General features: G+C 64.4%; 3 protein-coding genes and 1 pseudogene. 1 reads left to right on the top strand and 3 read right to left on the bottom strand.

The features are described 5' to 3' along the window. A pseudogene (locus tag JOY90_RS35480) lies at positions 1 to 155 on the top strand (DUF3750 domain-containing protein); the annotation flags it as partial. A 12-nt stretch (positions 156 to 167) separates the two neighbouring features. Here the strand turns inward: JOY90_RS35480 and JOY90_RS35475 are convergent. From JOY90_RS35475 to JOY90_RS35465, 3 genes are all read right to left on the bottom strand, one after another. Then, on the bottom strand, positions 168 to 926 hold the full coding sequence (locus JOY90_RS35475; protein ID WP_291695743.1) for a hypothetical protein: 759 nt from the start codon (positions 924 to 926) through the stop codon (positions 168 to 170). A gap of 189 nt (positions 927 to 1115) precedes the next feature. Further along, the gene (locus JOY90_RS35470; protein ID WP_291695742.1) at positions 1116 to 1385 is read right to left on the bottom strand and encodes a DUF2312 domain-containing protein; all 270 of its coding nucleotides are present in this window, start codon (positions 1383 to 1385) and stop codon (positions 1116 to 1118) included. A gap of 156 nt (positions 1386 to 1541) precedes the next feature. Beyond that, positions 1542 to 2174, bottom strand: a 633-nt coding sequence (locus JOY90_RS35465) for a response regulator (protein ID WP_291695741.1), incomplete at its 5' end; no start/stop codon positions are given.

Below are 2174 nucleotides of genomic sequence, written 5' to 3'. Positions count from 1 at the left end.
GCCTGTTCGTCTCGCTCGGTGGTTATCTCGGCCTGACGATCGGCTGGATCGAAGGCGTCGAGCTGAATTTTTTCGGCGCGGTGCTCGGCTTCGACCTGCGGCGGCCGGCGCTGAAACTTCCCGGCACCGACAGGCTCGGCATGCCTCTGACCTGAAACGACCGCAGACTACGGCTGTGTCGTGACGATGCCGAGCCTGCTCCATTCGGACGATGGCAATTCGGTCATCTGGTGCGAGGCCGAGTTGCGATCGACGATGTCGAGCAGTTCGGGATCGACGCCCATCTCGCGCAGATAGATCCTGAACTGCGTGTCGAAATACGTCGTCATGCCTTCGCGGTGTTCGTCCGAAACGTTAGGCGCCCGGCGATTGCGGATCGCCATGCCTTCCAGGATCATCTGGGTGCCCGCAGGAAGGCTGCGATGCACAGCACCGGCCAGCATCAGCACGCAGGCGGTGTCGCAGCGGGTCGCGGACTGATCGAGGCGGGCATCGAGCGGTCCGCCCGGACGCTTCAGTGCAAAGCAGTCGGCCCCCGGCTTGTCGTTGCAGGCGTCGACCTCGGTGCGGCCGGCGGTGGCGTCGATGCCGCGGTCGCGCAGGATCCGCCCCAGGCTGGTGGCCACATTCAGAGCGGACGCGCCCCAGGTCTGAATGACGAGCGGAAGCTTGTGGCCGGCCTGCCGGTCGAGGATCGCGATCAGCCGCTTATGCGTGTCCCATTGCACGGTCCCTTCGGCCGCGATCCAGTCGGCGCAGCCGCGTCCGCAGGCATCCGCCGCACCATGCGCGACATAGAAGATCATGGCGTCGGGTGGCGAGCCGAAACCGCCGACCGGCGGCCGTGCGGTGGTCTGGCCGAAAGCGGTCGTCGCCGTGATGATGACGGCGACAAGCGCGCCGAAAACTGCGCGTCCGGCGCTCATGTCCGCAGCCCCCTGGTTGATCCCGGTGGCATTGTCCATCGGGACCGAGCGCGACGCAAGCGGCGCGCTCCACGACGCGTTTCCCGTTAAGGCATCGCGTCGCGACGCACGCATCTTGAGATGAGACGCGGATTGCGCACCCGCCGTCTCCTCGTCAGGCGGCGGAGAAGCCGCGTTGCGCGTGCGAGCTCAGGCCGCCTTGGCTTCCGGCTCCTTCTCGGCCGTCTCCATGGCGCGCAGATACATGTCGAGCAGTGTCTCGTGCTCGTCGCGCTCGTCCTGGTCCTGCTTCCGGAGCTTGATGATCTCCTTGAGGATTTTCACATCGAAGCCTTCGCCCTTGGCTTCCGAGAAGACTTCCTTCTTCTGCTCGTTCAATTCCTGCAATTCGCTGTCCAGATTCTCGATCCGCTCAATGAAAGAACGGATACGACCGCCGGGAATGCTGATGTCGGACATGGTGCCTCTCTGATGAAGGAGACCGCGAAAATGCAGGCAAAGACCTAACCAAGATGTTAACGCTGATCGACCGGCCGTGCTCGATTGCGACGTGCTTAACGCGGAACCCGAAGCGCGAGGTGATCGCCTGGTGCACGGCGAAAACGTCCCAGCGCATCACGCCCCGTGCATCACCGATTTCAGATATTGCGCGAGCTCGGCACGTCGGAACGGCTTGCCGATGATCGGAAACTCGTCCTCCGCGCCATGTCGCGCCAATATGTCGGCCGCATTGCCCGAGGTGAGCACGATCTTGATGCCGTTGCGCAGCCGCCGCGCCTCGCGCGCGAGCTCGATGCCGCTGATGCCCTGCGGCATCACGACGTCGCTGAACAAGAGATCGAACTCTTCCTCGCTCTTGAGCATCTGAACGGCCTCCGCGCCCCGGCGCGCGCAAAGCACCTGATAACCGAGCTGCTTCAGCATCGCGGAGGTGACGTCCAACACCTCGTCATCGTCCTCGACCACGAGGATGCGCCCCGAGCCGGCCGGCAGGTCCTGGAGCTGCAGAGCATGCGCCTGCGCTTCCGGTATCCTGGTCGATTTCGGCAAATAGAGGCTGACAGTGGTGCCTACGTCGACCGCGCTCTCGATCGTGACGTGGCCGCCGGATTGCCGAACGAAGCCATAGACTTGGGCCAGACCGAGCCCGCTGCCTTCGCCGGGAGGCTTCGTGGTGAAGAACGGCTCGAACGCGCGCGCGGCTACCTCGGGCGGCATGCCGGTGCCCGTATCAATGGCCGCGATCTC

The organism is Bradyrhizobium sp. (assembly GCF_019242285.1).
Classification (GTDB): domain Bacteria; phylum Pseudomonadota; class Alphaproteobacteria; order Rhizobiales; family Xanthobacteraceae; genus Bradyrhizobium.
This window is presented reverse-complemented; position numbering and strand designations above follow the sequence as displayed.

Coding starts and splice junctions, on each gene's coding strand:
- JOY90_RS35475 (WP_291695743.1), bottom strand. CDS start 926: ATGAGCGCCGGACGCGCAGTTTTCGGCGCGCTTGTCGCCGTCATCATC.
- JOY90_RS35470 (WP_291695742.1), bottom strand. CDS start 1,385: ATGTCCGACATCAGCATTCCCGGCGGTCGTATCCGTTCTTTCATTGAG.